Here is a 25,590-nt window from a genome sequence, read left to right as displayed (position 1 = left end):
CGAGGGTCAGGGCGCACGCAGTTCGTCGCCGACCGAAATGACATTGGTGGCCTTCATGACCAGTGCATAGCTGACCCGGTCAAAGGTCTTGAACACCATCAGCTCACCGGCCCGTTCGGACGGCAACCTGATCACTTCACCCTTGATGGGGTCCTTGACGGCCTCACCCTTTTTATAGATAGCGAAAACATCGCCCGGCTCCAGCCCATCGTCTTCACCCGCACTGATCGCCACGGCGTCAAACTGACCGATCTTGGCCACACCACCCAGCACATCAATGATCAGACCATCCCTCAACTCGTCACCCGGCTGCGGATGAAAGATGGACTGGATACGCTCGGAGCTGTTCGGCAGCACACGGTCACGCAGGCGCACCTCTTCTCGCGTTTTTTGCAGATCCAGTGTAATGATGTCATCGTCATAGGCCGCCACTTCGACATCGGCCACCTTGTGCAACTCATACCCCAGCAGCGCACCCGTCACCGGATGTGTGTACTGACGTGACGGCCGATACAGCGTCTGCTGCTTGGCATCCTCGTCCAGCAAAGTGCCTCGAGCATACACGCGATCGCCGGCACCGGAGATGATGCTTTCATTACGTCCGCCAATCACATACGGAGCGGCTTCCAGTGCATCCTGCTGAGTGACCAGGTTGTCATTAAGGAAACTGGCAATATCACGCAGCGGAATGGCCGGCACCGGTTGTTCCAGCTCCTGAACACGCACGTGCGGGCTCAGCTTGCGAATACCGCGACGCAGGTTCAGGCGTGGTTTGCCGTCCACCCAAGTCAGGTAGATCTGGTCTCCGGGGTAAATCAGATGAGGGTTGGAGATTTGCGGATTTACGCTCCAAACTTCCGGCCAGAGCCAGGGGCTTTGCAGAAAACGGCCCGATATTCCCCACAGGGTGTCCCCCTTGACCACCACGTACTCGGTCGGGTGGTTTTCCTGCAACTGTAACCGGTCTGCGCGTTCAGCCGCAGCGGTTCCCGCCCACAGCAGGCAGGCACCTACCACGCCATACAGCAATCCTCTCATTGTTCAGCTCCCTTGTACGTTTTATGGCCACAGACAACCCGCCGTTTCTACGTGCTCTCGGCCTGCAAAGCAATGCATTAGACAAGTAATTAAGTATAATGATGGCAGTAGATTTTTTTTGCCACTCAAGGGGCTGATTTTAACGCCCGGAAAAGCAGATACCTATGGCTAAGCTCAATATTCTAGAATTTCCTGATCCGCGTCTAAGAACCATTGCCGAACCGGTCGAACAGGTCGATGACGCAATCCGTCAACTGGTCGATGACATGTTCGAAACCATGTACGACGCACCGGGCATAGGTCTGGCCGCAACCCAGATTAACGTACACAAGCGCGTGGTGACGATCGACATTTCGGAAGACAAAAGCGAGCCGCTGGTGCTGATCAACCCCGAGTACACCATTCTGCAGGAAGACCTGGAAAGCATGCAGGAAGGGTGCCTGTCGGTCCCTGGCTTCTATGAAGATGTCACTCGCCCGAACCGGGTGTTGCTCAAGGCGCTGGACCGTGACGGTACACCCTACGAAATGGAAGCGGAAGGTCTGCTGGCCGTCTGCATCCAGCATGAGCTGGACCACCTGAACGGCAAGCTGTTTGTGGATCACCTCACAGCTCTGAAGCGTAACCGCATCCGCACCAAGCTGGAGAAACAACACCGGCTTGAAGCTCAACACCAGGCCTGAGTGGCACTGGCATGATTCAAAACAGGTTTGCCGAGGCAAGCCTGTTTTTGTATGGAGTCTCGATACATGAGTGATACCCCTCTGCGCATCATTTTTGCAGGCACCCCTGAATTTGCGGCCGAAAGTCTGGCTGCCGTGCTCAATACCCAGCACGAAGTGGTAGCGGTCTATACCCGCCCCGACCAGCCGGCCGGTCGGGGTCGCAAGTTGCGTCCCAGCCCGGTCAAGGCGCTGGCGCTGGAGCACGGACTGCCCGTTTATCAGCCGCGCAGTCTGAAAGAGGCCGAACAACAGGCGATTCTGGCGGAGCTCAAGGCCGACCTGATGATCGTGGTTGCCTACGGTCTGCTGCTGCCTCAAGTGGTGCTTGATACTCCCCGTCTCGGCTGTATCAACGTGCACGCCTCTCTGTTGCCACGTTGGCGTGGTGCCGCTCCGATCCATCGCTCACTGCTGGCTGGCGACACCACTACCGGCATTACCATCATGCAGATGGACGCCGGCCTGGACACGGGTGACATGTTGAGCAAGGCTGAATGCAACATCCAGACCGACGACACCAGTGGCCTCCTGCACGACCGCCTTGCAGTATTGGGAGCCGAATTGCTGGTCGATACGCTAGCGCCTCTCGCAGCAGGAACACTGACGCCCGAACCGCAAGACAACGCTCTGGCCACTTACGCGCATAAACTGGAAAAGCAGGAAGGGCAAATTGACTGGAGCCTGCCGGCAAAAGAGGTCGCTCGCCGGGTCCGCGGCTTCAACCCTTGGCCGGTCTGTTTTACCCGCCTGGGAGACGACAACCTGCGCATCTGGGCTGCCGAACCGGATACGACTGCAGCCGAAGCAGAAGCGGGTACCATTATTGCCGCAAATGGGGAGGGCATCCTTGTGGCCTGCGGCCAGGGCAGCGTTCGCCTGACTCAACTACAGTTGCCTGGCGGCAAGACACAGCCGGTCAAAACACTGATGAATGCCCACAAGGAGCGTTTTGCACCAGGAGTTCGCCTTGGCTGATTCAATCAACATCCGTGCGCTGGCAGCCAAAGTGCTGGCGCCTCTGCTACGCCAGCACGGCTCCCTCAGCACCCATCTGCCCGACGCGCTTGAACACTGCCCACCTCAAGACCGGGCCCTGCTGCAGCAACTTTGCTACGGCACCATGCGCGAGCTTTTTCGGCTCCAGGCATTAACAGCACAGCTGTTGAAAAAACCGTTCAAGACACAAGATATGGACCTGCAGGCCCTGCTGCTGATCGGCCTGTGGCAACTGCGCTCCAGCCGCATACCCGCCCATGCGGCCCTGAATGAAACTGTCGAGGCTACCCTGGTCCTGAACAAGGAATGGGCCAAAAAGGTGTTCAACGCAGTCCTTCGCCGATATCAACGCGAGCGCGACAACATTGAGCAGGCATTGGCGAAGGACCCATGTTTCACGTGGAACCATCCACAATGGTTCATCGACAAGCTCAGTCACAACTGGCCAAATCAGTGGCAGGCCGTACTGGAAGCAAATGACCAGCAAGCCCCTCTGACGCTGAGAGCCAACACCCGTCATCAGTCTCGGCAGTCGGCCCTCGAGCAGCTGGCCGCCGCCGGCATTCCCGCCGATCCATGTCGCTTCAGTACAACCGGCCTGACCCTGCAACAGGCAATGGACGTCAATGCCATTCCCGGATTTTCAGCCGGTCGGCTGAGTGTGCAGGATGAAGCTGCCCAGCTGGCCGCCCAACTGGTTGCCGCACAACCCGGTGAACGCATCCTGGATGCCTGTGCAGCCCCCGGTGGAAAATTATGCCACCTGCTGGAGACCACCCCCGGACTGCAGGATGTCGTCGCCGTCGAATTGGAACCGGCACGCGCCCAGCGCATCACCGACAACCTGCAACGCCTGGGCCTGGAACTGGAGTGCCGTGTACTGACGGCTGATGCCAGCAGCCGGGAGTGGTGGGATGGGCATGCCTATGACCGCATCCTGATCGATGCGCCCTGTAGCGGTACCGGCGTTATCCGTCGCCACCCGGATATCAAGTGGTTGCGGCGGGGCGATGAGATTGCCGCTCTGGCTCAGGTGCAGCTCAATATCCTGACCAACCTCTGGTCGATGCTGAAACCGGGAGGGCGTCTGGTGTACGCCACCTGCTCGATTTTCAGCCAGGAAAACGAACGTATCATCGAGCGCTTTCTGCAACAGCAGCAGGATGCACGGCATCATACGATTGATGCCGAGTGGGGCGAAGCCCGTCCCGTCGGCCGCCAACTGTTCCCTGAAATCGGTGGTCACGACGGTTTTTATTATGCCGTGCTGAACAAGACGGCTCTGAATGAAACGACGGACAACACTATCGTATGAAAATCATCATTCTGGGTGCCGGGCAGGTGGGCGGTTCTCTGGCCGAGCATCTGGCCAATGAGGCCAACGACATAACCGTGATCGACACCGACAGTTCACGCCTCCGCGAGCTGCAGGACCGGCTTGATATACGAACCATCGAGGGCCGGGCCTCCCATCCCAGCGCGCTGGAGCACGCCGGGGCACAAGACGCCGACATGCTGATTGCTGTCACCAACAGCGACGAAGTCAACATGACCGCCTGTCAGGTTGCCCGCACCTTATTCAACGTGCCGACCAAGATCGCCCGTGTACGCGAGCATGACTACCTGCAGCGAGACCATGCCATTTTCGGTGAAAAGGGTATCCCCGTTGACGTCCTGATCAGTCCGGAAGAACTGGTGACCCAGCATATCAAGCGGATGATTCAATACCCCGGAGCGCTGCAGGTACTGGACTTCGCTTCCGGCCAGGCACAGCTGGTTGCGGTAAAGGCTTACTATGGCGGCCCTCTGGTCGGACGCGAAATTTCCTTCCTGCGCTCACACATGCCCAATATTGATACCCGTGTTGCCGCCATTTTCCGCCAGGATCACCCCATGATTCCGAAAGGTGATACCGTGATCGAGGCCGATGACGAGGTGTTCTTCATTGCCGCCCGGCGCGATATTCGAGCGGTCATGAGCGAGCTGCGACGCCTGGATCGCTCCTACCGCAGAATCATGATCGCAGGCGGTGGCAACATTGGTGCGCGACTGGCCGACTCGCTGGAAAGCGATTATCAGGTCAAGCTGATCGAGCGTAGCATGGACCGCTGTACCTGGCTGGCCCAGGAACTGAACAACACCATAGTCCTCCACGGCAGCGCCTCTGACCGAGACCTGCTGATCGAAGAAAACATCGAAGATACCGATGTCTTCTGCGCCCTGACCAACGACGACGAAGCCAATATCATGGCGTCCATGCTGGCCAAACGTCTGGGGGCACGTACCGTCATGACCCTGATCAACAACCCGGCCTATGTGGATCTGGTGCAGGGCGGGGTGATCGACGTGGCCATCTCGCCACAACAGACCACTATCGGTGCTCTGCTGACCCATGTCCGCCGTGGTGATGTGGCAGCAGTACACTCGCTGCGTCGCGGTGCCGCCGAAGCATTGGAAGCGGTTGCCCATGGCGACAAGCGCAGCTCCAAGGTGGTCGGCCGCTCCATTGAAGAGATCGATTTGCCGCCGGGAGCCACCATCGGCGCCATTGTCCGTGGCAGCGAGGTGCTGATCGCCCATGACGACCTGATCATTGAAAACAGTGATCACGTGATTCTGTTCCTGGTCGACAAGCGCCGCATCGCGGAGGTCGAGCGTCTGTTCCAGGTTGGTCTGGCCTTCTTCTGAGGTTACGTCAATGCACTTTCAAGTGATCCTGCGCATCCTGGGCATCCTGCTGATGATTTTCAGCATCACCCAGTTGCCGCCTCTGGCGGTATCACTCTACTACCAGGACCTGGGCCACTGGGCCTTTTTCACCGCCTTCGCCATCACCCTGATTACCGGTTTCATTATCTGGGTACCGGTCTACACCGTCCGTCAGGAGTTGAGTATTCGTGACGGCTTTCTCGTCACAGTGCTGTTCTGGACCGTTCTCGGCGTGTTCGGTTCGCTGCCCCTCATGCTCTCGGAAGAACCCGGATTATCCGCCGTGGATGCCGTGTTCGAATCCATATCCGGCCTGACCACAACCGGTGCCACGGTAATGACTGGGCTGGATGACCTGCCGCCGTCTATTCTCTTCTACCGTCAGCAGCTGCAGTGGTTGGGCGGCATGGGGATCATCGTGCTGGCAGTGGCCATCCTGCCCATGCTCGGTATCGGTGGCATGCAGCTATACCGCGCCGAAACGCCTGGGCCGGTCAAGGACAACAAGCTGACCCCCCGCATCACCGAAACCGCCAAGGCGCTCTGGTATATTTACCTGTCGCTGACCGTCACCTGCGCACTGGCCTACTGGCTGGCGGGCATGACCCTGTTCGATGCCATCGGCCACAGTTTTTCGACCGTGGCCATTGGCGGCTTCTCGACCCACGATGCCAGTATGGGGTATTTTGACAGCGCGGCCATCGAGGTGATCGGCATCTTTTTCATGACCGTAGCCGGGATCAACTTCGCACTGCACTTTTTTGCCTGGCGACACCATACACTGCTGCACTACCTGAAAGACCCCGAGGTACGTTTCTACCTGTCCCTGCTGGGGCTGATCACCTTGCTGACCCTCTTTGTCCTGGTCATGACCGAGACCTATCCCGCCGTCGAGTCTCTGCGCAAAGCGGCCTTTATGGTTGTGTCCGTGGCCACGACGACCGGCTTCGCCACTGCAGATTTTGCCAACTGGCCCGCCATGCTGCCCTTTATGCTGTTTGTGCTGGCGTTCGTCGGCGGCTGCGCCAGCTCGACAGCTGGCGGCATGAAGGCTATACGGGTCCTGCTTATCCTCAAGCAGGGGTATCGGGAAATTCTGCGCCTGATCCACCCCAATGCCGTCATTCCGATCAAGCTGGGACAGCGACCGATTCCCGATCCCATTCTGCAAGCCGTGTGGGGCTTTTTCTCGGTTTACCTGATGGTGTTTGTGGTCATGCTGCTGGCGCTGCTGGCAACCGGACTGGATCAGGTCACGGCCTGGTCCGCCGTGGGCGCAACCCTGAACAACCTGGGCCCGGGACTGGGAGAAGTCGCTGCCCACTTTGGCGGTCTTAACCCGACCGCCAAGTGGATTCTCTGCCTGGCCATGTTGCTGGGCCGTCTGGAGGTATTCACCATGCTGGTGCTGTTCACACCTGCCTTCTGGCGACGCTAAGTCCACCGGAAAAAGGGAACAGCCTAGTCGTAGAAGCGGGGCGCGCCTTCCGGGCGCGTACTGAAACGACGGTATTCCCACTGATACTGGGCGGGCAGAGCACGGACGCACTGCTCGACTGAGACATTCATTGCCGCCGCCGCGTCTTCCAGGTTACGGCTATTGATGCGCTCATCCGCCATCACGAAGTGCAGATCAAACCCCGCCGCATCCGGCAGGCGTTCGGCATATCCGCAGACCACAACGGCACCGGTCTGCGCCGCCAGCTGCGGCAACAGCTTCATGGTTAACGCCTGAACACCAAAAAAAGGCACATGAATCCCGCCACTGACATCCGGCTCCTGGTCCGGCAAAATACCAACCATTTCGCCACGCCTGAGGGCCTTCATTACCATGCGGACCCCACGCGTATCCGCCGGTGCCATTCGTGTGCCCAGACGTGCTCGCATGCGCTTGACCAGGTCGTCCATTAATTTCATTCGGGGCGGCTTGTACATGGCCGTGAACGGATAGTGAGCCGACAGATACAGATTCAGTACCTCCCAGTTACCCAAGTGCGGGGCAATCAGAATCACGCCCTTGCCCTGATCAATCGCCGCCTGCACCCGATCTTCATGGTACACATGGCGCACCTTTTTCAGCGTTCGCCGGGCAGGCCACAACCAGGACATGCCCATCTCGCACAACGAACACCCGGTTTGCTGCAGGCTGGCATGAATCAGCGCCTCGCGTTCCGATTCGCTCCATTCCGGAAAGCAGGCATTGATATTGCGCCGTGTCTGACGTGTAACTTTGGCCGCATCGCCCTTGCGCCAGTAGCGATTGCCCAGCCCACGCCCCAATGCTTGGGATAAACGTAATGGCAGCAGAGCCAGTACCCCCAGCAGGGCGACAGCCAACAGCGACTTGATCCGCTTCACAACACTCTCCGTCCAGAAATAATAAAGCAGTGATTATAGACAGACCCGCTGGCAGGGGTAAGGCCAGGCGACTCAACGTGCAGAAATATGCGTGGGGGTCAAGGGAGTGGGGGTCATTCAGACTCGCGAATCATGTATAATTCTGCTCCTATTTCGACCACATTCAACAGCAATGGTGATTTCCGTGACTGACAAGGTGACTCCAGACGTTAGCACATTCCAGGGACTGATCCTGGCCCTGCAGCAATACTGGGCCGAACAGGGCTGTGTCATCGTGCAGCCACTGGACCTGGAGGTGGGTGCAGGTACCTTCCACCCCTGTACCTTCCTGAGGGCCATTGGCCCCGAAACCTGGCGTTCCGCCTACGTGCAGCCCAGCCGCCGCCCGACCGACGGCCGCTACGGTGAAAACCCCAACCGACTGCAGCATTACTACCAGTTCCAGACTGTACTCAAGCCTTCACCCGATAACATTCAGGAACTCTATCTGGGCTCCCTCGAGCATATCGGCATCGACTTGAATGTCCACGATGTGCGCTTCGTTGAAGACAACTGGGAATCTCCCACGCTGGGAGCCTGGGGACTGGGCTGGGAAGTCTGGCTGAACGGCATGGAAGTCACACAGTTTACCTATTTCCAGCAGGCCGGCGGCCTGGAATGCTATCCGGTCACCGGTGAGATCACTTACGGTCTCGAGCGTATTGCCATGTATATCCAGAACGTGGACAGTGTCTACGACCTGGTGTGGGCACGTCACCCCGATGGCAGCAACGTCAGCTACGGCGACGTCTTCCACCAGAACGAAGTGGAGATGTCGACCTACAACTTCGAACACGCCGACGTACCGGCCCTGTTTGCCAGTTTCGACCACTACGAAGCAGAGTGCCAAAAGCTGCTGACAGCCAATCTGCCGCTGCCGGCCTATGAAATGGTGTTGAAGGCCTCACATACCTTTAACCTGCTGGACGCGCGCCACGCCATCTCGGTCACCGAGCGTCAGCGCTATATTCTGCGCGTACGCACGCTGGCCCGCGACGTGGCCCATGCCTATTTCGATGCGCGCCGCGCCCTTGGATTCCCGATGGCCCCTGAAGCGATCCGGGCAGAAGTTCTGGCTGCCTGTGAGGAGGAGAAATAATGTCTCAACACGACTTTCTGGTTGAACTCGGCACCGAAGAGCTGCCACCCAAGGCTTTAAAGACACTGTCAGGCGCCTTCCTGGAAGGTATTACTGCCGGGCTTGGCGCTGCCGGTATCGACTATACCGAAGCTCGCCCTTATGCTGCTCCCCGTCGCCTGGCCGTTCTGATCAGCGGTATCCAGCTGCAGCAGCCGGATCGCCAGATCGAGAAACGCGGACCGGCCATCCAGGCTCCCGAAAAGGCCGTGCAGGGCTTTGCCGGTTCCTGCGGTGTCGGTATCGACCAGCTGGACAAGATGGAAACCCCCAAGGGCAGCTACTATGTTTATCGTGGCGTCGAGCAGGGGCAAAGCACCGCGTCTCTGCTGCCAGGCATCATTACGGAATCACTGAACAAGCTGCCGATTCCCAAGCGCATGCGCTGGGGCTCATCTCGCACCGAGTTTGTACGCCCGGTCAAATGGCTGTGCATGCTGCTGGGTGACGAAGTGGTCGACGCCGAGATTCTCGGCCTCAAGGCCGGTCGCAAGACGCGTGGCCACCGCTTCCATTACAACCATGACATCGAACTGATCGCCCCGGCGGACTACGCCCGCGTGCTGAAAGAAACCGGCAAGGTTATCGCCGACTTCAGCGAACGTCGCGAATTGATCCGCGAGCAAGTGATCCACGAGGGCGACCGTATCGGCGGCGTAGCACAGATCGACGAAGACCTGCTGGACGAAGTGACCGCACTGAACGAGTGGCCTGTCGCCCTGACCGGTCGTTTCGAGGAGCGCTTCCTTGACGTTCCGGCGGAAGCCCTGATCCTCTCCATGAAGGAAAACCAGAAGTACTTCCATGCGCTGAATGCCGACGGCAAACTGATGCCGTACTTCATCACCCTGGCCAACATCGAGTCCAAGGATCCGCAGCAGGTGATCGAAGGGAACGAGAAGGTCATTCGCCCGCGTCTGGCTGATGCCGCTTTCTTCTTTGAAACCGACAAGAAACAGCCACTGGAGGCCCGGATTGAGAAACTCAAATCCGTTGTTTTCCAGCAGCAGCTGGGCACCGTTTATGACAAAACCCGGCGTATCGAAGGCTTGGCCGCCGCTATTGCCGGGCTGATCGACGGCAATGAAAGCCATGCTCGCCGTGCTGCCCAGCTCAGCAAGTGCGACCTGCTGACCGACATGGTGTTCGAATTCACCGAGCTTCAGGGCCTGATGGGCTATCACTACGCACTGCATGACGGCGAACCGGAAGAAGTAGCCCGGGCCATGAACGAACAGTACATGCCGCGCTTTGCGGGTGATGATCTGCCGACCAGCCAAACCGGTATCGCTCTGGCAATCGCCGACCGCCTGGACACCCTGACCGGCCTGTTCGGCATCAACCAGCCGCCGACCGGCTCCAAGGACCCGTTCGCACTGCGCCGTGCCGCCTTGGGTGTGCTGCGTATCATTGTCGAACACAAGCTGGACCTGGACCTGCACCAGCTGCTGACTCTGGCTGCCGAACAGCATGGCAAGCTGCCGGGCAGTGAAGGTCTGGCCGATCGCGTACTCGACTTCATGCTCGACCGCTTCCGCGCCTGGTATGAAGACCGTGAGATCAGCGCTGAAACCTTCCTGTCCGTCCACGCACTCCGACCGACCAGCCCGTTGGATTTCGATCGCCGTATCGAAGCCGTTAGCCACTTCCGCCGTCTGGCAGAAGCTGAATCATTGGCTGCAGCCAACAAGCGTGTCAGTAACATTCTCGGCAAGCAGAAAGGCGAAATCGGTACTGATATCAACAACGACCTGCTGCAGGAAGAAGCCGAACAGGCACTGGCCAATGCTCTGACTTCGGCCGAACATGATCTGCAGCCGCTGTTCGAGCAGGGCGACTATCGTACAGCGCTGGAACGTTTGGCTGGCATGCGTGAAGTCATCGACAGCTTTTTCGACCATGTTATGGTCATGGCCGACGATGAAGCGATCCGAAATAACCGCCTGGCACTGCTCAAGCGTCTGCGTCGTCTATTCCTCGGTGTCGCCGACATCTCTCTGCTGGGCTAATCGCCAACGATCATAACCTGTATAAAAAAGCCCTGCTGGTAACAGCGGGGCTTTTTTGTTTCACGTGAAACATGTTCTGCAACCTGTCTTGTCGCTCTGGTACCCTAGGGTCCAGTACCTCAGTATGACGACAGGACAAACCTGCCCACTGAAAACGACCAACCAGACAGTCAAAACAGGGCAGGCATTGATGAGCAAGCAACCAACCCACAGGTGATGTACCAACATGCCCTTATGTAAGGCCCTCAAAGTTGCCTGGCTTGTTTCTAGTGTATTGGCTGTCATCATCAGCGCTGTCGCCATGTATGGCGCCTGGCAACATAACCCTCAGCAGGTTTTTCATAGCCACACTCACGTTAACTGGGCGGCTCTTTTCTCGATCGGAATCTCATGGTTTCTATCCATCACCGCAGCAGCAGGGGGCGTATTATCGATTGGCCTTGTCATTGTCGGCATGTTCCTCCGCCTGTACCAGTCCAACCGGTCAAACCAGCCCTCAGGCCGAAGTGACAAAACAGAGACCTGATGTTGAAAATCTGCTGCTTGCGGCCAGCCAAAAAGCCTGCAGCCATTGCATGTCCGTTTGTTACAGACATAAAAAAAGCAGCCTTTCGGCTGCCTTTTGATGTCTGCTGAAATACGAAGACCCGGTCAGATATCCAGGTTGGCCACGCTCAACGCATTGGACTCAATGAAATTGCGGCGCGGTTCCACTTCATCACCCATCAGGGTGGTGAACAACTGGTCGGCTGCAATGGCATCATCCACGGTGACCTGCAACATACGGCGGGCATCCGGGTCCATGGTGGTTTCCCACAACTGATCCGGGTTCATCTCACCCAGCCCCTTATAGCGCTGCACCATATTGCCACGGCGGGACTGCTCCAACAGCCAACGGATACCTTCACCCAACTCGTTCAGGGCAAAGCGGCGCTCCCCGCGTGCCAGGTAAGCGCCGTCATCCAGCAATGACTGCAATTCCTGCCCCAGTTCAACAATCGCACGGTAATCGCGGGAGCGGAAGAACTCCACATCCATGACGTAGTCAGTATCAACCCCGTGCTGAATGATTTTGATCAAAGGCTGGTAGAGACTCAGCTCGCGATCTTCCTGCAACGAACATTCATAGCGCTCACCACCTTCTACGTAGGCTTCCAGAGCCTGGCACAGCTGCCGCGACCATTCCTCTACCGCCGTTTCAGATGCCAGCTGTTCGATCGTCAGCTCAGGCAGGTACAGCAGGCGTTTGAGTACTTCCAGCGGGTATACCCGGCTCAGACGCTGGCACATCCGTTCAACCTGACGATAACGGGTAATCAGCGTCTCCAGTGCCGGACCAGAGATTGCCGGCGAATCCTCGCTCGGGTGCAGGCTGGTACCATCCAGTGCCCCCTGCAGCAAGTGGTTGTCCAACGCCTCGTCGTCCTTGAGGTACTGCTCCTGCTTGCCTTTCTTGATCTTGTACAGTGGCGGCTGCGCGATGTAGATATGGCCACGCTCGATCAGCTCCGGCATCTGACGGAAGAAGAACGTCAACAACAGGGTACGGATATGCGAACCGTCCACGTCGGCGTCGGTCATGATGATGATGCGGTGGTAGCGCAGTTTGTCCGGGTTGAATTCCTCCCGCCCGATGCCACACCCCAGCGCGGTAATCAGAGTCCCCACTTCGGCCGAGGTCAGCATCTTGTCAAAGCGGGCCTTTTCAACGTTGAGGATCTTACCCTTCAACGGCAGAATTGCCTGAGTGCGGCGATCACGCCCCTGTTTGGCTGAACCGCCCGCAGAATCACCCTCCACCAGGTAAAGCTCGGACAATGCCGGATCCTTTTCCTGGCAATCGGCCAATTTGCCGGGCAACCCGGCCACGTCCAGCGCGCCCTTGCGGCGGGTCATTTCCCGCGCCTTGCGTGCCGCTTCTCGGGCCCGGGCCGCATCAATCATTTTCTGCACCACCGCCTTGGCATCCTGGGGATGCTCCAGCAGGTATTCATGCAGTTGCTGACCCATCAGCTGTTCCACCGCCGTTTTGACTTCGGAGGACACCAGCTTGTCCTTGGTTTGCGACGAGAACTTGGGATCAGGGACCTTCACCGAGATGATCGCCGTCAAGCCTTCACGACTGTCGTCACCACTGGTGCTGACCTTGCTGTTCTTGTTCATCTGCTCGTTTTCAATGTAGCTGTTCAGGCTACGGGTCAGTGCAGTACGGAAGCCGGACAGATGGGTACCGCCATCGCGCTGGGGAATGTTGTTGGCGAAACAGTGCAGGCTTTCCTGAAAGCTGTCATTCCACTGCATGGCCACTTCAACGCCCACGCCATTTTCATGCATCAGGTTGAAGTGGAAAATCTGGTTGATCGGTGATTTGTTCTGATTCAAAAATTCGACAAAGGCCGCCAGACCACCTTCATACTCGAACACGTCTTCGCGACCACTGCGTTCGTCCTTGAGACGGATGCGTACTCCCGAGTTCAGGAATGACAACTCTCGCAGGCGCTTGGCCAGAATGTCATACTGGAACTGGATATTGGTGAAAGTCTCTTCGGACGGATTGAAACGCACAATCGTACCGGTCTGTTCGGTTTCACCCACCACCGTCAGCGGAATTTCGGGTACCCCGTGATGATAGATCTGTTCGTGCACCTGGCCGCCACGTCGAATCGTCAACTTCAATTCCGAGGACAGGGCGTTGACCACCGACACCCCTACACCGTGCAAACCGCCCGACACCTTGTAGGTGTTATCGTCAAACTTGCCGCCCGCATGCAGTACGGTCATGATAACCTCGGCAGCGGAAACACCTTCCTCTTCATGAATATCCGTCGGAATGCCACGGCCATTATCCGATACGGTGACGCTTTCGTCCGGGTGGATGGTTACACCGATCTCGGAGCAGTAACCGGCCAGCGCCTCATCGATGCCGTTATCGACCAGCTCGAAGACCATATGATGAAGACCACTGCCATCATCCGTATCACCAATGTACATGCCCGGTCGTTTTCTGACTGCATCAAGCCCCTTCAGGACCTTGATACTGGACGAGTCGTAATTCTGGTTTTCACCACTCATGTTTGATCTCCTGGCGCACCCTTGTGCGTTAACGTACCGGATTCCACCCTGAACAGTGCAACATCAGTCTCTGGCTGCCAGATCCGGCTCAACAGGCTCGGTTCTACGCAGGTGATAAAGCACTGATTGGCACTCGCCTCCAAAAACTCGCAAAACTGCCGACAGTGGCGCTCATCGAGCTCCGACGGCAAATCATCGATCAGATAAATGCAGGCGCGATTGCTGAGGCGATGATACAACGCGCCCTGGGCCAGCCTGAACGCACTGACCACCAGTTTTTTCTGACCTCTGGAAAGACGGTCGGCGGCATTCAGGCTACCAACCTTGAATCTGAGATCTGCCCGTTGTGGTCCTGGGCTGGTAAAGCCCTGCCGCAGATCTCGCTCAAAGCTCTCTGCCAACACGGTTTCCAGCCCTTTGCTTTGGTCCCAGCCCGGACTGAATAACAGACGCACTTCAAGTCCCTGCAACAACGCGCTCATCGCGGCCTCGAACTCAGGCAGCAGGCAGTCCAGGTAAGCCTGGCGCTGCTCCGTCATCCGCTCGGCATACTGGATCAGTTCGGCATCCCAGACTTTGCGAACACGAGGGTCGATTTTACCACATTTCAGTAATGAATTTCGCTGCTTGAGTGCCCGGCGAAAGCCCCGCCAGTACTGGATGAATGCAGGATCAGCGTGAAAAGCGCCCCAGTCGAGAAACTGTCGCCGAACCCCCGGACTGCCATCCAGCAGATCAAAGGTATCACTGTTGATCACCTGCAGGGGGAGCAGCCCGGCCAGCTCGGTCGCGCCCAGATTCTGGCCGGCAAAGCGTGCTCTAACGTCTCCCTCCAGGCTCCGCTCGACACCCAACGGTCGGCACTGCCCCTGTCCCATGGGATCAGCCTGGGCAAAAACCAGTGCCTGTGCCTGACCTTCCTGCACCAGATGGCGAAACTGGTTACCCCGAAACGAGCGGGTGAGACCCAGAAAGTGGATCGCCTCCAGCACACTGGTTTTGCCGCTGCCGTTATCGCCATAGAGGATATTAATACGGCTCAGGGGATTGAGGCTGACCGAGGCAAGGTTGCGGATATGCTGAATATTAAGCTGCTTGAGCGGCATGAAAAATGCGAGGAGCAGGGTGCCTGGACAGGCACCCGGTCAGATTACATGCGCATCGGCATGACAACGTAGAGCGCTTCAGGTTCATCCTGACTCTGAATCAATGCGCTGCTGTTGGAGTCCAGCAGGGTGAAGCGCACCACATCGGCATTGAGAATCGACAGTACGTCCAAGAGGTAGTTTACGTTAAAGCCGATTTCAAGATGACCGCCCTGGTAGTCCACGGCAACCGTCTCTTCCGCTTCCTCCTGCTCGGGGTTGTTCGCCATGACCTGAAGATAACCGTCATTCAAAGTCAGACGCACACCGCGATATTTTTCATTGGACAGAATGGCAATACGGCTGAACACCTGACGCAGCTCCTGCCGATCGCCCAGCAGCTCCTTATCGCCATTACGCGGAATAACACGCTGATAGTCCGGGAACTTGCCATCAACCAGCTTCGATGTGAAAGTAAAGTCACCCACATTGGCACGGATATGGTTATCACCGATCACCAGCTTGACCAGTTCCTCGCCCCCCTGCAGCAAACGAGCCAGCTCCAGGATTCCCTTACGCGGCACAATGATCTGTTGCTGAGTCGTCACATCAGTCTGTACCGGGCTGACCGAGGTCGCCAAACGGTGGCCATCGGTCGCCACACTGCGCAACTCGCCATCCTTGATTTCCAGCAGCATGCCGTTGAGGTAATAGCGCACGTCCTGTTGCGCCATAGAGAAACCGGTCTGCTCGATCAGACGACGCAGAGCGGACTGCGGCAACTGCAGTTCGAAGGTTTCGGGGCTGTCTTCCACATTGGGGAACTCGTGCGCCGGCAGGGTGGACAGGCTGAAACGGCTGCGGCCGGACTTGATCATCATTTTCTGACCCGACAGCTCCAGCTCGATCCGAGCATCATCCGCCAGGGATTTGCAGATATCCATCAGTTTGCGTGCCGGCACGGTCACGGAACCGGCCTCGACCGGCTCTTCCAGCTGTACACGCCCGACCAGCTCAACCTCCAGGTCAGTACCGGTCAGCGACAACTGATCACCCTCAGCCACCAAAAGGATATTGGACAGCACCGGCAGTGTCTGACGGCGCTCCACAACACCAGCGACCAGCTGCAGTGGTTTGATGAGCGCTTCGCGGGATATAACAAGTCTCATGATTCTGGCTACCCTGTCAGGTCCATCACTACGCCGTCAGGTGACGCAGCAGGTTTTTGTAATCTTCAGCAATATCGGTATCGGTTTCGCGCAGCTCCTTGATCTTGCGACAGGCATGCAGCACCGTCGTATGATCTCGACCACCGAAAGCATTACCGATTTCGGGCAAACTGTGGTTGGTCAGCTCCTTGGCCAGGCTCATCGCTACCTGGCGCGGTCGCGCCACCGAGCGACTGCGACGCTTGGAGAGCAGATCCGCCACCTTTATTTTGTAATAGTCGGCCACTACCCGCTGAATGTTATCAATACTAACCTGTTTGTCCTGCAACGCCAGCAGATCCTTCAGGGATTCCTTGATAAAAGGCGTATTAATCGCATTACCGGTGAAGTGAGCGTTCGCTATCACACGCTTCAAAGCACCTTCGAGTTCACGAACGTTAGAGCGAATTTTCTGAGCCAGGAAAAACGCGGCATCATCCGGCAGATTCACCTGTGCTTCCTGTGCCTTTTTCATCAGAATGGCGACACGGGTTTCCAGCTCCGGTGGTTCAATGGCAACCGTCAGCCCCCAGCCAAAACGCGACTTCAATCGCTCTTCGACACCGTGAATCTCTTTCGGGTAGCGGTCGCTGGTCAAAATCATCTGCTGACCGCCTTCCAGCAGGGCGTTGAAGGTATGGAAGAACTCTTCCTGTGAACGCTCCTTGCCGGCAAAAAACTGAATATCATCAATCAGCAGCGCATCCACCGAGCGGTAGTAACGCTTGAAGTCGTTGATCGCGTTCAGCTGCAACGCCTTGACCATGTCCGCCACAAAGCGTTCCGAATGCAAATAAACGATACGCGCATTCGGGTTGCGCTTGAGCATTTCGGTACCCACCGCATGCATCAAGTGGGTTTTACCCAGGCCCACACCACCGTAAATGAACAGCGGGTTATAGGAACCGCCCGGATTGTCCGCAACCTGCTGCGCAGCCGCCAGCGCCAGCTGGTTCGACTTGCCCTGCACGAAGGACTCGAAGGTGAACATCGGGTTCAGATTGGACTGGTGACGTACACCACCTTCGACATCAACACGACGCCCACCGATGGAAGACAATCCTCCCATGGGTTCCGGCTGTTCCAGCTGATCAAAGAAGCCCATCTGAGGCGTGGGCTCAACCATCGGCTCGACGTCCGGCTCCGGCATGCTTCCCCTGGTCGAAGCCCTATCAACTACTGCTTCGGGCTCAAATGCCCGACCCGCCTGAGCAGGAGCAGGAGCAGGAGCAGGAGCGGGCGTCATCGGCGGCGGTTCCGGGGGGATGTAGGCGGGTTGACTGGCCGGCACCATCCGTTCGGGTGATGGACGCTGGCTACGCATGCGCCCTGGAGCCGTACGATTGCGTGGTACCGAAGCAGCACCGGCCTGGCCGGCCACATCCAGTCTGACTTCAATGCTCATGTCGCCAATGGCTTCGCAAACAGCCTGCTGAATACGTGCCAGGAACTTATCTGCAACCCAGTCCCGAACAAAACGGTTGGGTGCCAGCAACAGCAGTTCATTGCTTGCACTTTCCTGTGCACGCAGAGGTCTGATCCAGGTGTTGAATTGCTGGGAGGGAAACTCCTGCTGCAAGGCTCTCAGGCACTGCTCCCAAAGATCAACTGACATCCATCCTCTCTCCTGACCACTCAGCCAGCGGAGCTCCAAGGGCGACCATGGCTAAACGTAAAGTAGCGTCTATTCTAACGTCTAGAAAGACGGTTATCCACAGTAAAAGCGCCATTTGTGCAAAAAGATGGATAACATCCGATATGCCTTAAAAACCCTGAGTTCCGAGCCTTCTGATACGGGAAAAAACACATTAAAACAGCTTAAATACAACTTTTATTCAGAGTTACCAACAGACTAACCTTATGTTTTTAAATTTATTTTCAGGATTAGTAACAGAAAACACCAACCCCCGACCAAACACAAAATATGCCCCCGCAGCCTCAACGAGGGCCTCCTACAACAACTATGAGCCTGCCCCAAATAACAGCCTAGAAATCCGCAAAAACTGTTTGCAATATAACCAATAATTCCCTAGAATCTCGCGTCTTGATTTTTTACCCGTGGATATCAGCCACCTCACGTACATCAGTGTAAGTAGGACTGAGGCAATGAAAAGAACATTCCAACCCAGCGTTCTGAAACGCAAACGTAATCACGGTTTCCGTGCTCGCATGGCTACCAAAGGTGGTCGTCAGGTTCTGAACCGTCGTCGCGCCAAAGGTCGTAAGCGTCTGTCTGCTTGATTCAGACTCTGCATAAGGTCGCATGACTGAATGACCGACTTTCGATATCCCCGCCAGTTGCGCTTGTTGACTGGCGGGGATTTCAAATACGTTTTCGACCGTGCGGTCGTCAAAGTACCAGACCAGCATCTGCTGATCCTGGCCCGCCCCAACGATCTTGGTCATCCCCGGATCGGCTTTGTCATATCCAAGAAAAATATCCGTCGGGCAGTGCAACGCAACCGTGTTCGGCGTATTATTCGCGAGTCGTTTCGCCTGCACCAGCATCAACTTCCCGCTCTTGACATTATTATTCTGGCCCGCAGGGGACTGGATGGTCTTGATAATCCGGATTTGCATGCCATGATCAGGCGCTGCTGGACTCGTGCCGGCAAAAAAGCCCGAAAGCTCACATAACAAACTGATGGTTCTACCACCATGGATGTACAGCGAGTCATACTGATCGCCGCTTTGGCACTGGTTTCATACCTGATGGTGCTGCAGTGGAATGACGATTATGGTCCTGCCCAGCAACCGCAGCAGGCAGCTACCGTTTCAGCCTATGCCAACAATAGTGGCAACTCTCAAACCTCTGAACTGCCACAGGCCACAACAGATGCCACTGCCAGTGCCGACATCCCGGTTACTGACAGCAGTGCGGGCGTACAGGCCGAAGCCGAAAGCGGCAACCTGATCCACATCCGTACCGATGTGCTGGACCTGCTGGTCGACCCCCGGGGCGGCGATATCATCCAGGCGGCTCTGCCACAGCACGACGCCTTATTGAACAGCGAACAGCCGTTCGTATTGCTGGAACAGAACAGCAACCGTACCTATGTTGCTCAGAGCGGCCTGATCGGCACCCATGGCCCGGACGCAACTGCAGGTGCTCGGCCGCTGTATACCAGTGAGCAGACTGAATACGTGCTGGACGGCGACACACTGGTTGTCGACCTGAAACTGACTGCCGACAGCGGCGCTCAGATCACCAAGCGCTTCACATTTGCCAAGGGCGAGTACAAGGTCGTTGTTGATTTCATCGTCAACAACACCACAGCCGAAAATTTTGATTCAGTGCTGTTCGGTCAAATCAAGCGCGACGGTTCTCCCGATCCGTCACAGCAGACCTCCATGGGCATGCAGTCTTATTTGGGCGCCGTATTCTCAACGTCTGAAAACAACTATCAGAAAGTTGATTTCGACGATATGGACGAGGAACGCTTCAAGGCCACAACTCCCGACGGCTGGGTGGCCATGGTACAGCACTACTTCCTCAGTGCCTGGATTCCGGCACCGGGTGCCGAATACACCTACGAATCCCGCAAGGTCAACGGCCAGTACCTGGTCGGCTTCATGTCACCGAACTTCAGTGTCGCGCCGGGGCAAAGCCAGACCGTCAGTGCTACCTTCTATGCGGGTCCAAAAGACGTAGAACAGCTGGAAAAAATCGCACCGAATCTGGATCTGACCATTGATTACGGCTGGCTGTGGTGGATCGCATCCCCTCTGTACATGCTGTTGAAATGGATTCATTCCGTCGTCGGCAACTGGGGTCTGGCCATTATCGGCATCACCATTTTGGTCAAGGGCGCACTGTTCCACCTGAATGCCAAGGCGTTCAAGTCCATGGCCAAAATGCGCAAGTTCGGCCCCGAAATGGCCCGTCTGAAGGAACTCTATGGCGACGACCGCCAGAAGATGTCCCAGGAAATGATGAAGCTGTACCAGAAGGAAAAAATCAATCCGCTGGGTGGCTGTCTGCCGATCCTGGTACAGATGCCGGTATTCATTGCCCTGTACTGGGTATTGATGGAATCCGTCGAGTTGCGTCACGCACCCTTCTACGGCTACATCCAGGACCTGTCGCAGATGGACCCATACTTCATCCTGCCGATCCTGATGGGCGTGACCATGTTCATTCAGCAGATGCTGAACCCGACCCCGCCTGACCCCATGCAGGCCAAGATGATGAAGATGCTGCCGATCCTGTTCACCTTCTTCTTCCTCTGGTTCCCGGCAGGTCTGGTACTGTACTGGCTGGTCAACAACATCCTGTCGATCGCCCAGCAGTGGGTAATCAACAAGCAGATCGAGGCAGGCGAAGCAAAAGGCTGACGCTGGCTTCCTCCTCACAGAAAAGGCTCCTTCGGGAGCCTTTTTGCGTTTTGGCATCCGGCAAACTCTCAGATACTCGCCGCAGGCTCATGCAATCGAATGCCATGTTCGCTATCATGCCAATGCATCAACGAGGAAAAGAGCCATGGATACGGCACCCCACCCCGCGAAGGCAATGCAGCCCCTCGCAAGCGCCACCGAAATCATTCCACTCGTCCGGCGTATCGTCACGCTCGAGCGTTGTTTACCATCACCTTGCATTCTCAAGCGCGGATACCGCTTTGTACTGCTGAGCATTCTGACAGCCAGCGCCAACCCGGCAATGGCAGCCCCGTCCTGTAGCGCCGACGAGGTCGAAGCCGTTGCAATGATCATCCGCCATGAGACAACCTTCCAAACCAACGGCAGCGGAGCAGACCTGCAACTCAGAGGCCGCGGGGAAGCGACTCTCTATTTCAGCCAAAAGGGAGACGAATACTCGCGTGAAAGTGGCGAACGTCGCATTCCCGACGGCCTGCTCGCAAGCGGTGATTTCCACTATCGATGGGTTCCCTATGAAAAGGAAAACTGGCATACCGGTACAGACATCTATCGTTCCAGCACCGGTGAAAAACGCCAACGCCACCGACATACCCAAGCCGTCACACGTTTCCATAACCCCAAGATCCCTATCGCCCAAGCTTCCGCCCGCCACGCTAAAACATCTCGTGTTGCCGGTTTTCGCTGCCGGATGGCGCAGCAGACACTGGCAACAGGGACAACCCTTTCCACCTGCAACCTGAAAGTCTATGGCCGCCCGGTACCACTGGATTGGGAAATGCGACACAAGGATGGATCAGCACAAAGCAAACGTCTGCTTTCATTACAGACAACCTGTGTCGACGCATCCCTGTTCAAAGTGCCTGAACGCGACTGGAAATGAGCTGATGATACCCCATAGGAAACACTGCTCCGCTCCATTCCGAATAGCATTTTTTAGATGATTCAATACAGTGATAATCAGCATGTTTGACTGGAAAAATATTATCAATGAACCTCCTTCAAAACACATACGCAGAGGCTCGCTAATCAAGTTAAGAGATCATTCATGGCGTGATGAAACAGCCGTCTTCATGGTCGGTGAGTGGGTTGGCGATAGTGACTTCCCGATTTCAATCGTGCGTATTTCTGGCAGCAAGGGAGGTATAAACCCTTTCCGAATAATCCCGGCAACAAAACTGCCGGAAAGAGTGATGACCATAGGCTGGCTCATTGAAAACTGGAATGATTGGATCTTCTCAGAATCCACTGTGTCCACAGCCATGATCTGCTATGGCCCGGTTTCTGCTGAATGTTTTGGTTAACCGAGTGATAAATCATCTAAATAAATGAAACGAGAGCTGATATATAAAAAACAGCCCGGATTCTAGAAAGGAGGAGATCCCGCCAGTGTCTGGACCGGGCTGGCAGGGCGGCGGTTTTACAATCACCCTGAGTGTGAACTTCAACCAATCCCTGTAAATTGAGCTGGAAGATTACAAGGGTGAAGATGCTCGTTTTAACAGGACGTACAGCATGCCTGAAGGGCGACTTCTGGACTATTTTTCCCTGGGACTCATAAATTTTGTGCCGGCCCGGATAAAGCAGTTACTGGAACAGAACGAGGCTGAGGCCTTTTTCACAGAAGCATCTGTCACCATTGAGGATGAGCAGTATCCGGAGCCGTTTTTCCTTATCGCTCCTCGGGATATGTTGCCGGTGTAACCGTAGATAAAGTCGGTGCAGAGTATAGTTTCTATTAAAAGGAAATCTCAATGAGGCCAAACTGTTTTTTTGATGATCTTGATACTTCTGATAGCGTCAGCTGGCTGTAAAGGCTCCCCATGTGGCACCTGGTTGCTTGTGTGAGAGCTCGTCAGCCTACAGCCAGTCTGGCTCTCCTGTCTAAGTCTAAGTGTGTCGGTTGTTCTGGGAATCTAGGTGGTACCGTCGTGCGTCTGTACGGCGGTACCAACGCCACCGGTAATACAAAATTCTATGAAATCCATGATGTGCCGGGCTCGACATCAAGGGTAAAAGTGGACCGTGCCGGCTCCGAATATCAGTTTTAACGATAAGGATAAACGATGAGATCCAATCAATTTTTTACTGACCTCGACACCACGAACTATATTCAGTGGCTGATTGAGAATTCCCAGACGTATTGTAGTGAAGCGTATATTACAAAAAGTATTGAAGAGTGTAATGGTCGCCAAGACATACGCGTGTCTAATTACAGAATGTCATGTTCCCTTTCCATAGACCTTTTGCGCTCACTCTATCTTCGGGGCGACAGTATCGAGTCTCTGCGTCCTTTCTACCTGCAGACCCGTGAGCGTTTATGTCTTCTGGAGGAGAGCATTTATGCCTGTGGGATGGAAAAGGCCAGAATGGACATTATCAACCCAACTAAGGTGGGTATGCTTCTGGCACTTGGCCATGCTCTGGGTGAAAGCCGAGATGAGATCGGACGTAATACTCGCGCCATGTCAGCCGGTTATGATCTCTTTATCGACCGTCTCCTGAGCGTATATGACCCCGCGCGCCCATTAGCTGATGATATCGATCACAAACCCGTCTACAAAAACCTCTATGAGGTATTCGATGCGCCGCCGGAACAACGCCCCGGCGTGATCGCCCGCTACCTAGATCAGTGGGAAAAGCTACTGCTGAAAAATAAAATACCGGGACAAGGCTACCCTGTAACAGAGGATCTGCAACCGTATTGGACAGGCTTCTGGTGTTACCCTGCCGCCGCTGTAGTCGCAGCGTTGAATATCGACGACAGCAGCTTTATAAACCACGAGTTTTACCCCACCGACCTGATGAAGGCCTGCGCCCAATACCGTGGCGAACCGGTGATCCTGCCGCCACTGAAAGAGCCCACCTTGCCGGAACCACCTAAACGCTCACCCAAGCGCAAGCCTGCACCCGAGCTACTCGCCCCATGGCAGCCGCTGTTCGAGTCGCTGGTCACGGTCCTGCCCAAAAGTCTGCAGGCCTGCCTGTGGAACGCACTGCTAAAGTGGCTGAACGAAGAGTGGGAAGAGGATACCTTCGAGGCCGAAGATCTGCTCGGGGCACTGGCCGCCGCCCAGTGGGAGATGGCGCTGCTGACCACCTACCGCCGCTTAACCCTCCTGCAGGTGGACTGGAAGGATGATGAAAGCGCCCTGAGCTTTTGTGAGGCGATCGCCCGCACACTGGGCATTGAGGATGCCTTTTCACCAGACCCGGTTACGCTGAACCGCCCCGAACGGGTATGGGAGGTGCTCTACACCTTCCATCAGTGGCTGGCACCCCACGGATACCGCCTGGTCGCGCCACTCACCGGCGAGGACGCCTACTATGCACTGGCGGTCAAAACAAAAGAGGCGGACACGCTTATTACAGCGCTGGAACAGGCGGGCCTGAAGGTGAAAACCTTTGCCGATGATCAGCCTTTTTAAGGCAGGGGAGTGACCTGTAAGCAATCGGCTTATCGACTAAGAGGAAAACACATGAGTGTACAAACTGTTGGCACTCGCGGGGTTACCAATCCGGGCAATAATTTTCAAATTTGCATACCGGAACACTGGAAAGCTTCAGGTTACCAGGATAACCCCGGCCTGTTAATCGTCCAGTCCGATGTATTGAATTTGGATGAAACTCTAAATTCAAAAAAGACAGCGACAGCACTAAGCGAAGTGCCGCAGAATTCCATAGAAAGGATACTTTTATGCATGAAGAACTATCAAAGACATTAAATATAATTTTAAATCTTAATGATGTATGCGGGAAAAAAATAATCACTCAAGAAGAAATAAATGAACAGAAAGCCAATCTTGAAGATTATCAAAGAATGTTTTTTGAACTTGATAATATCTTGTCAAGAATAGAAAGAGATGAATTAGATTCTGTAGATGATACTGTTGAAGCACTTGTGCAGCTTCATTTAAAATATTCAGACTATATATGGCATATAGACCAAATACACGAATTAGTTAAGAAGATGGTAGGAAACTATCGGGAAAATTTTAAAAATAATTAAGCAGTAAATTTCACAATAAAAATCCAAAAATTTAAGTTATAGAGATATAGAGATATAGAGATATAGAGATCAGCCTAATTGATAGCTGATTTCTATTTTGCAAAGCCGGCTCTGGCTGTGAACCCCAAGTATGGCAATAGGAGGAGTCAAAGTGGACTACTTACAAATTACGCAAATATCGTCACGGCATAACTTCACCTATACCGAATCGACAAGGGAATGGTTTTTGGGAAATGAAAGGTCTGTAAAGGAGTGGAGAAGGCTTGCTTCTCTTCGCTTTTATCAAGACCCGAACCTGCTGCCGGCATCAACGCTGCCTGTCATTCAGATTGAAAACTACAAAGGTTACGGAGCCTGGTTTGATGAGCACTATACCCTGCCTGAGGGGCGTTTGCTCGATCTGTTTAAAGTGGGAACTTCTTTTTTTGTGTCTTCCCGCCTCAGGGCGTCGTTCGAAGAGGCCGCCGTTGAAGCCTACTTTACAGAGGTAGCGGTGACGATTAAAGGCGAACCCTATCCGGAGCCCTATTACTTGCTGTGCCCCAGAGATATGTTGCCGGTATTTGATGAGGAAAACTCTCTGTTTACGATTGAGACAGACACTAGTGGAAAGTTGCAAATAGGATCAGTCGAACACTATGTACTATTGAATGATGAGATACCGGAAAATCAAAAGATGTTTTATGTGCATCTAAACGGAGGATTCAGACCTTTAATGCTGCGCTCAGACATTGTAGAAAAAATGAAAAATTCAGGTATGACAGGGATAAAGTATACCCCCGTTGATGAAATGCGAAGTATATAGCCGCATTGAATCAGCCGGACTCTAC

The 25,590-nt window shown here is 55.3% G+C and carries 23 protein-coding genes; 17 read left to right on the top strand and 6 right to left on the bottom strand.

Annotated features, from left to right (window positions below; all coding sequences use genetic code 11):
* Positions 1 to 6 precede the first annotated feature (6 nt).
* Positions 7 to 1,038, bottom strand: a complete 1,032-nt coding sequence (locus H1S06_RS11230) for a LysM peptidoglycan-binding domain-containing protein (RefSeq protein ID WP_181740206.1) — start codon at positions 1,036 to 1,038, stop codon at positions 7 to 9.
* 164 nt (positions 1,039 to 1,202) lie between these two features.
* On the opposite strand from H1S06_RS11230, the gene def reads away from it, so the two are divergent.
* The 5 genes from def (at position 1,203) to H1S06_RS11205 (ending at position 6,906) form a co-directional block, all read left to right on the top strand.
* Complete coding sequence (gene def, locus H1S06_RS11225; RefSeq protein ID WP_181740204.1) at positions 1,203 to 1,721, top strand: peptide deformylase; 519 nt, start codon at positions 1,203 to 1,205, stop codon at positions 1,719 to 1,721.
* A 66-nt stretch (positions 1,722 to 1,787) separates the two neighbouring features.
* On the top strand, positions 1,788 to 2,738 hold the full coding sequence (gene fmt / locus H1S06_RS11220) for a methionyl-tRNA formyltransferase (RefSeq protein ID WP_181740202.1): 951 nt from the start codon (positions 1,788 to 1,790) through the stop codon (positions 2,736 to 2,738).
* Complete coding sequence (rsmB, locus tag H1S06_RS11215; RefSeq protein ID WP_255483034.1) at positions 2,731 to 4,074, top strand: 16S rRNA (cytosine(967)-C(5))-methyltransferase RsmB; 1,344 nt, start codon at positions 2,731 to 2,733, stop codon at positions 4,072 to 4,074. Before fmt ends, rsmB begins: the two co-directional genes overlap by 8 nt.
* Positions 4,071 to 5,447, top strand: a complete 1,377-nt coding sequence (gene trkA / locus H1S06_RS11210; protein WP_181740198.1) for a Trk system potassium transporter TrkA — start codon at positions 4,071 to 4,073, stop codon at positions 5,445 to 5,447. The genes rsmB and trkA overlap by 4 nt, the downstream gene beginning before the upstream one ends.
* Before the next feature lie 10 nt (positions 5,448 to 5,457).
* Complete coding sequence (locus H1S06_RS11205) at positions 5,458 to 6,906, top strand: TrkH family potassium uptake protein (protein WP_181740196.1); 1,449 nt, start codon at positions 5,458 to 5,460, stop codon at positions 6,904 to 6,906.
* 23 nt (positions 6,907 to 6,929) lie between these two features.
* Here H1S06_RS11205 and H1S06_RS11200 read toward each other — a convergent pair whose 3' ends face one another.
* Positions 6,930 to 7,826, bottom strand: coding sequence for a lysophospholipid acyltransferase family protein (locus H1S06_RS11200; RefSeq protein WP_181740194.1), 897 nt, complete (start codon positions 7,824 to 7,826; stop codon positions 6,930 to 6,932).
* Positions 7,827 to 7,998: 172 nt separating this feature from the next.
* Here H1S06_RS11200 and glyQ point away from each other — a divergent pair, with 172 nt between their 5' ends.
* Positions 7,999 to 8,964: a glycine--tRNA ligase subunit alpha gene (gene glyQ, locus H1S06_RS11195; RefSeq protein WP_181740192.1), complete on the top strand. Its 966-nt coding sequence runs from the start codon at positions 7,999 to 8,001 to the stop codon at positions 8,962 to 8,964.
* A complete protein-coding gene (gene glyS / locus H1S06_RS11190; RefSeq protein WP_181740190.1) occupies positions 8,964 to 11,012 on the top strand; it encodes a glycine--tRNA ligase subunit beta in 2,049 nt (682 codons plus the stop codon). The genes glyQ and glyS overlap by 1 nt, the downstream gene beginning before the upstream one ends.
* Positions 11,013 to 11,663: 651 nt before the next feature.
* On the opposite strand, the gene gyrB is transcribed toward glyS, so the two are convergent.
* From gyrB to dnaA, 4 genes are read right to left on the bottom strand one after another with little or no spacing between them, the layout of a single operon-like run.
* Positions 11,664 to 14,084, bottom strand: coding sequence for a DNA topoisomerase (ATP-hydrolyzing) subunit B (gene gyrB, locus H1S06_RS11185; RefSeq protein ID WP_181740188.1), 2,421 nt, complete (start codon positions 14,082 to 14,084; stop codon positions 11,664 to 11,666).
* Positions 14,081 to 15,190 (bottom strand): DNA replication/repair protein RecF, encoded by a 1,110-nt coding sequence (recF, locus tag H1S06_RS11180; RefSeq protein ID WP_181740186.1) that lies wholly within the window; start codon positions 15,188 to 15,190, stop codon positions 14,081 to 14,083. Before recF ends, gyrB begins: the two co-directional genes overlap by 4 nt.
* Before the next feature lie 44 nt (positions 15,191 to 15,234).
* Complete coding sequence (gene dnaN, locus H1S06_RS11175) at positions 15,235 to 16,338, bottom strand: DNA polymerase III subunit beta (RefSeq protein ID WP_181740184.1); 1,104 nt, start codon at positions 16,336 to 16,338, stop codon at positions 15,235 to 15,237.
* A 28-nt stretch (positions 16,339 to 16,366) separates the two neighbouring features.
* Positions 16,367 to 17,992, bottom strand: a complete 1,626-nt coding sequence (gene dnaA, locus H1S06_RS11170) for a chromosomal replication initiator protein DnaA (protein ID WP_181740182.1) — start codon at positions 17,990 to 17,992, stop codon at positions 16,367 to 16,369.
* Positions 17,993 to 18,483: 491 nt separating this feature from the next.
* Between dnaA and rpmH the strand changes: the two genes are divergently transcribed.
* From rpmH to H1S06_RS11120, 10 genes are all read left to right on the top strand, one after another.
* Positions 18,484 to 18,618 (top strand): 50S ribosomal protein L34, encoded by a 135-nt coding sequence (rpmH, locus tag H1S06_RS11165; RefSeq protein WP_181740180.1) that lies wholly within the window; start codon positions 18,484 to 18,486, stop codon positions 18,616 to 18,618.
* Between the two features lie 30 nt (positions 18,619 to 18,648).
* Positions 18,649 to 19,014: a ribonuclease P protein component gene (rnpA, locus tag H1S06_RS11160; RefSeq protein WP_181740178.1), complete on the top strand. Its 366-nt coding sequence runs from the start codon at positions 18,649 to 18,651 to the stop codon at positions 19,012 to 19,014.
* Between the two features lie 21 nt (positions 19,015 to 19,035).
* Positions 19,036 to 20,712 carry a membrane protein insertase YidC gene (yidC, locus tag H1S06_RS11155; protein ID WP_181740176.1) on the top strand — a complete coding sequence of 559 codons (1,677 nt, stop codon included), beginning with the start codon at positions 19,036 to 19,038 and terminating at the stop codon, positions 20,710 to 20,712.
* A 145-nt stretch (positions 20,713 to 20,857) separates the two neighbouring features.
* Positions 20,858 to 21,634 carry a hypothetical protein gene (locus tag H1S06_RS11150; protein WP_181740174.1) on the top strand — a complete coding sequence of 259 codons (777 nt, stop codon included), beginning with the start codon at positions 20,858 to 20,860 and terminating at the stop codon, positions 21,632 to 21,634.
* An 82-nt stretch (positions 21,635 to 21,716) separates the two neighbouring features.
* Entirely contained in the window at positions 21,717 to 22,055 is a 339-nt protein-coding gene (locus H1S06_RS11145; RefSeq protein WP_181740173.1) for a hypothetical protein, read from the top strand.
* Between the two features lie 211 nt (positions 22,056 to 22,266).
* Entirely contained in the window at positions 22,267 to 22,455 is a 189-nt protein-coding gene (locus H1S06_RS11140; protein WP_181740171.1) for a hypothetical protein, read from the top strand.
* Positions 22,456 to 22,955: 500 nt separating this feature from the next.
* Positions 22,956 to 24,179 carry a DUF6630 family protein gene (locus H1S06_RS11135; RefSeq protein ID WP_181740169.1) on the top strand — a complete coding sequence of 408 codons (1,224 nt, stop codon included), beginning with the start codon at positions 22,956 to 22,958 and terminating at the stop codon, positions 24,177 to 24,179.
* A gap of 51 nt (positions 24,180 to 24,230) precedes the next feature.
* Entirely contained in the window at positions 24,231 to 24,476 is a 246-nt protein-coding gene (locus tag H1S06_RS11130) for a hypothetical protein (RefSeq protein ID WP_181740167.1), read from the top strand.
* Positions 24,449 to 24,760 carry a hypothetical protein gene (locus tag H1S06_RS11125; protein WP_181740165.1) on the top strand — a complete coding sequence of 104 codons (312 nt, stop codon included), beginning with the start codon at positions 24,449 to 24,451 and terminating at the stop codon, positions 24,758 to 24,760. The genes H1S06_RS11130 and H1S06_RS11125 overlap by 28 nt, the downstream gene beginning before the upstream one ends.
* Before the next feature lie 151 nt (positions 24,761 to 24,911).
* The gene (locus H1S06_RS11120; RefSeq protein ID WP_181740163.1) at positions 24,912 to 25,565 is read left to right on the top strand and encodes an imm11 family protein; all 654 of its coding nucleotides are present in this window, start codon (positions 24,912 to 24,914) and stop codon (positions 25,563 to 25,565) included.
* The last annotated feature ends 25 nt before the right edge of the window (positions 25,566 to 25,590 follow it).

Origin of the sequence: Marinobacterium marinum (assembly GCF_013868415.1) — a bacterium.
In the GTDB taxonomy this organism is placed as follows: Bacteria; Pseudomonadota; Gammaproteobacteria; order Pseudomonadales; family Balneatricaceae; genus Marinobacterium; species Marinobacterium marinum.
This window is presented reverse-complemented; position numbering and strand designations above follow the sequence as displayed.